We start from the raw sequence: 5,724 nt of genomic DNA, 5'->3' as shown, positions 1-5,724 counted from the left end.
AGCATAAGAGCCTGACGATGACCTACTTTCACACAGGGATCTGCACTATCATCGGCGCGAAGTCGTTTCACGGTCCTGTTCGGGATGGGAAGGAGTGGGACCAACTTGCTATGGTCGTCAGGCATAACGGGTTGCTCTGCTGACCCACGCGGGTCAACACAGCGAATTCATAGAGTCGATATTGTATCAGCGTCCAGCCCTGGGGGCTGTACATTTTGATGGCGTCTGGCGTGTTCAATCTTGTGCGACGGTTTCTCAGTATCGGGTTGGATACGGATAACGCACATTCCTGATTCATGACTATCAAAGTTATAGGGTCAAGCCTCACGGGCAATTAGTACTGGTTAGCTTAATGCATTGCTGCACTTCCACACCCAGCCTATCAACGTCGTGGTCTACAACGACCCTTCAGGGGGCTCAAGGCCCCGGCAGATCTCATCTTGGAACGAGTTTCCCGCTTAGATGCTTTCAGCGGTTATCTCTTCCACACATAGCTACCCGGCGATGCCACTGGCGTGACAACCGGTACACCAGAGGTGTGTCCACTCCGGTCCTCTCGTACTAGGAGCAGGCTTCCTCAAATCTGCAGCGCCCACGGAAGATAGGGACCAAACTGTCTCACGACGTTTTAAACCCAGCTCACGTACCTCTTTAAATGGCGAACAGCCATACCCTTGGGACCGGCTACAGCCCCAGGATGAGATGAGCCGACATCGAGGTGCCAAACACCGCCGTCGATATGAACTCTTGGGCGGTATCAGCCTGTTATCCCCAGAGTACCTTTTATCCGTTGAGCGATGGCCCTTCCATACAGAACCACCGGATCACTATGTCCTGCTTTCGCATCTGCTCGACTTGTCAGTCTCGCAGTTAAGCACGCTTATGCCATTGCACTATCGTCACGATGTCCGACCGTAACTAGCGTACCTTCGAACTCCTCCGTTACGCTTTGGGAGGAGACCGCCCCAGTCAAACTGCCTACCATGCACTGTCCCCGATCCCGATAAGGGACCTAGGTTAGAACCTCAAACGCACCAGGGTGGTATTTCAACGTCGGCTCCACCAAGACTAGCGTCCTGGCTTCAAAGCCTCCCACCTATCCTACACAGATCCGTTCAAAGTCCAATACAAAGCTACAGTAAAGGTTCATGGGGTCTTTCCGTCTTTCCGCGGGGAGATTGCATCATCACAAACATTTCAACTTCGCTGAGTCTCGGGAGGAGACAGTGTGGCCATCGTTACGCCATTCGTGCAGGTCGGAACTTACCCGACAAGGAATTTCGCTACCTTAGGACCGTTATAGTTACGGCCGCCGTTTACCGGGACTTCGATCAAGAGCTTGCACCCCATCAATTAATCTTCCGGCACCGGGCAGGCGTCACACCCTATACGTCCACTTTCGTGTTTGCAGAGTGCTGTGTTTTTAGTAAACAGTCGCAGCCACCTATTTTTTGCAACCCATTCACGCTTCGTTGTTCACTACACGTTACTAGGGCACACCTTCTTCCGAAGTTACGGTGTCAATTTGCCGAGTTCCTTCTCCCGAGTTCTCTCAAGCGCCTGAGAATACTCATCTCGCGCACCAGTGTCGGTTTGCGGTACGGTCGATTACAAGCTGAAGCTTAGTGGCTTTTCCTGGGACCCCGTTTGGTTACTTCGCGAACATGTTCGCTCGATCGACAGCCTCGGTATATGACACGCGGATTTGCCTACGTGTCGCCTACTTCTGTCTAAACCGGCACTTCCAACCGCCGGATAACCTATTAAGATCCGTCCCCACATCGCACTTGTAATCGGTGCAGGAATATTGACCTGCTTCCCATCAGCTACGCATCTCTGCCTCGCCTTAGGGGCCGACTTACCCTACGCCGATGAACGTTGCGTAGGAAACCTTGCGCTTACGGCGAGCGGGCTTTTCACCCGCTTTAACGCTACTCATGTCAGCATTCGCACTTCTGATACCTCCAGCAGCCTTTACAAGCCACCTTCACAGGCTTACAGAACGCTCTCCTACCACGCACAGTAAACTGTGCATCCGCAGCTTCGGTAACTGGCTTGAGCCCCGTTACATCTTCCGCGCAGGACGACTCGATCAGTGAGCTATTACGCTTTCTTTAAATGATGGCTGCTTCTAAGCCAACATCCTGACTGTTTTAGCCTTCCCACTTCGTTTCCCACTTAGCCAATTTTAGGGACCTTAGCTGGCGGTCTGGGTTGTTTCCCTCTTGAGTCCGGACGTTAGCACCCGGTGCTCTGTCTCCCAAGCTGTACTCGTCGGTATTCGGAGTTTGCCTTGGTTTGGTAAGTCGCCATGACCCCCTAGCCAAAACAGTGCTCTACCCCCGACGGTAATACTTGAGGCACTACCTAAATAGTTTTCGGAGAGAACCAGCTATTTCCAAGTTTGTTTAGCCTTTCACCCCTATCCACAGCTCATCCCCTAGTTTTGCAACACTAGTGGGTTCGGACCTCCAGTACCTGTTACGGCACCTTCATCCTGGCCATGGATAGATCACTTGGTTTCGGGTCTACACCCAGCGACTATGACGCCCTATTCGGACTCGATTTCTCTGCGCCTCCCCTATTCGGTTAAGCTTGCCACTGAATGTAAGTCGCTGACCCATTATACAAAAGGTACGCCGTCACCCCTTAGGGCTCCGACTTTTTGTAAGCATGCGGTTTCAGGATCTATTTCACTCCCCTCCCGGGGTTCTTTTCGCCTTTCCCTCACGGTACTTGTTCACTATCGGTCGATGATGAGTATTTAGCCTTGGAGGATGGTCCCCCCATATTCAGACAGGATTACACGTGTCCCGCCCTACTTGTCGCTAGCTCAGTACCACACAGGTCTTTTCACATACGGGGCTATCACCCACTATGGCCGCCATTTCCAGGGCGTTTTGTTAAGTCTTGTGCTATCACTAGCAGGCTCTTCCAATTTCGCTCGCCACTACTTTCGGAATCTCGGTTGATGTCTTTTCCTCGAGCTACTTAGATGTTTCAGTTCACTCGGTTCGCTTCGCACACCTATGTATTCAGTGTGCGATACCTATCGCTAGGTGGGTTCCCCCATTCGGAAATCTCCGGATCAAAGCTAATTTGCCAGCTCCCCGAAGCTTATCGCAGGCTATCACGTCCTTCGTCGCCTATCATCGCCAAGGCATCCACCACATGCTCTTATTCACTTGACCCTATAACTTTGACGTCTCCCGCAGGAAACCTCGCCATTCAAGCATCAAGGAATGTCTGTCAGGTCTCTCACCTGACGCGTTATGCCGTATTCAACTCGATTTGAAACTCTCGCTTCAAAATTGAATATTCGTTTTGACGCAATCAAAATGTTGCTGACGGCACGGTCCGCGCAAGACTTCTCGTCCGCACGGTTTCCGTCAGCAACGCTGATTTTCGACTCTATGAATTTTTAAAGAACAGCCGTGAGCTTGTTGATCGACGTCTCCATCTCTCTTCTCGCTCATCATTGGTTAAGAACCAATATCGAAACGCTGCAGCTCAGTCGCCTGCAGCGCTTCGATCTTGAATCTCGGGTCGCATAGTATACCAGACCTCTTGCTCCCGCGCCCCAGCTCTTGGGTTCAATGCTCGGGTCCAGTCTTGGTGGAGGATGACGGGATCGAACCGACGACCCCCTGCTTGCAAAGCAGGTGCTCTCCCAGCTGAGCTAATCCCCCAGGGGTCGTGTGCAAGGGATGCAGCATCTGGTGGGTCTGGTTGGATTCGAACCAACGACCCCCGCCTTATCAAGACGGTGCTCTAACCAACTGAGCTACAGACCCAAGCCGGTCACTAGAGACTCACGCCCCGCCAGGAGTTCCCTCCTACCAGGTCATGCGCCGCTGGCGACATCCCTTCAACAACCGATAAGTGTGAGCGTTCGAGCTGGCAAGCCAGTTTTCCAGAAAGGAGGTGATCCAGCCGCACCTTCCGATACGGCTACCTTGTTACGACTTCACCCCAGTCACGAACCCCGCCGTGGTAATCGCCCTCCCTTGCGGGTTAGGCTAACTACTTCTGGCGAGACCCGCTCCCATGGTGTGACGGGCGGTGTGTACAAGACCCGGGAACGTATTCACCGTGACATGCTGATCCACGATTACTAGCGATTCCGACTTCACGCAGTCGAGTTGCAGACTGCGATCCGGACTACGACCGGCTTTGATGGATTGGCTCCCCCTCGCGGGTTTGCGACCCTTTGTACCGGCCATTGTATGACGTGTGTAGCCCCACCTATAAGGGCCATGAGGACTTGACGTCATCCCCACCTTCCTCCGGTTTGTCACCGGCAGTCTCATTAGAGTGCCCTTTCGTAGCAACTAATGACAAGGGTTGCGCTCGTTGCGGGACTTAACCCAACATCTCACGACACGAGCTGACGACAGCCATGCAGCACCTGTGTTACGGTTCTCTTTCGAGCACGAAGCCATCTCTGGCAACTTCCGTACATGTCAAAGGTGGGTAAGGTTTTTCGCGTTGCATCGAATTAAACCACATCATCCACCGCTTGTGCGGGTCCCCGTCAATTCCTTTGAGTTTCAACCTTGCGGCCGTACTCCCCAGGCGGTCAACTTCACGCGTTAGCTTCGTTACTGATCCAGCTAAGGACCAACAACCAGTTGACATCGTTTAGGGCGTGGACTACCAGGGTATCTAATCCTGTTTGCTCCCCACGCTTTCGTGCATGAGCGTCAGTGCAGGCCCAGGGGATTGCCTTCGCCATTGGTGTTCCTCCGCATATCTACGCATTTCACTGCTACACGCGGAATTCCATCCCCCTCTGCCGCACTCCAGCTTTGCAGTCACAAGCGCCATTCCCAGGTTGAGCCCGGGGATTTCACGCCTGTCTTACAAAACCGCCTGCGCACGCTTTACGCCCAGTAATTCCGATTAACGCTTGCACCCTACGTATTACCGCGGCTGCTGGCACGTAGTTAGCCGGTGCTTATTCTTACGGTACCGTCATGAGCCCAGGGTATTAACCCAGACCTTTTCGTTCCGTACAAAAGCAGTTTACAACCCGAAGGCCTTCTTCCTGCACGCGGCATTGCTGGATCAGGCTTGCGCCCATTGTCCAAAATTCCCCACTGCTGCCTCCCGTAGGAGTCTGGGCCGTGTCTCAGTCCCAGTGTGGCTGGTCGTCCTCTCAGACCAGCTACAGATCGTCGCCTTGGTGGGCCTTTACCCCACCAACTAGCTAATCTGACATCGGCCGCTCCAATCGCGCGAGGTCTTGCGATCCCCCGCTTTCATCCATAGATCGTATGCGGTATTAGCACAGCTTTCGCTGCGTTATCCCCCACGACTGGGCACGTTCCGATGCATTACTCACCCGTTCGCCACTCGTCAGCATCCGAAGACCTGTTACCGTTCGACTTGCATGTGTAAAGCATGCCGCCAGCGTTCAATCTGAGCCAGGATCAAACTCTATAGTTCGATCTTGAATTTTTTGCCCCATCCATTGCTGAACAGAGCGAACTCATAAAACGGAATTGACAAGAACATCACATTGCTGTGATTCTTGTCTATCTATTCCATGAGCGTTTTTGTCGTTCCGAAGAACTTGTTCCGTAGAACTCTTCGGCTTACTCGACTCAAACGCCCACGCTTATCGGCTGTATATTTTTAACGATCTACCCGCTCGGCGACTTATCATCACCTCACTTCGTTTGCTCCGCCGCGATCAGCGAAGCCTTGAATTATGACACAGTT

The 5,724-nt window shown here is 52.8% G+C and carries 2 tRNA genes and 3 rRNA genes; all 5 read right to left on the bottom strand.

The features are described 5' to 3' along the window. Nucleotides 1-9 precede the first annotated feature (9 nt). Nucleotides 10-122, bottom strand: a 5S ribosomal RNA gene (rrf, locus tag C6P61_RS03700). Between the two features lie 191 nt (nucleotides 123-313). Then, nucleotides 314-3,191, bottom strand: a 23S ribosomal RNA gene (locus tag C6P61_RS03695). 422 nt (nucleotides 3,192-3,613) lie between these two features. Next, nucleotides 3,614-3,689, bottom strand: a tRNA-Ala gene (locus tag C6P61_RS03690). A gap of 28 nt (nucleotides 3,690-3,717) precedes the next feature. Continuing rightward, nucleotides 3,718-3,794, bottom strand: a tRNA-Ile gene (locus tag C6P61_RS03685). Nucleotides 3,795-3,917: 123 nt separating this feature from the next. Then, nucleotides 3,918-5,448 (bottom strand): 16S ribosomal RNA (locus C6P61_RS03680). Together the 16S, 23S and 5S rRNA genes with 2 tRNA genes alongside form the textbook arrangement of a ribosomal RNA operon. Nucleotides 5,449-5,724 lie beyond the last annotated feature (276 nt).

The organism is Malikia spinosa, from assembly GCF_002980625.1.
Classification (GTDB): domain Bacteria; phylum Pseudomonadota; class Gammaproteobacteria; order Burkholderiales; family Burkholderiaceae_C; genus Malikia; species Malikia spinosa.
This window is presented reverse-complemented; position numbering and strand designations above follow the sequence as displayed.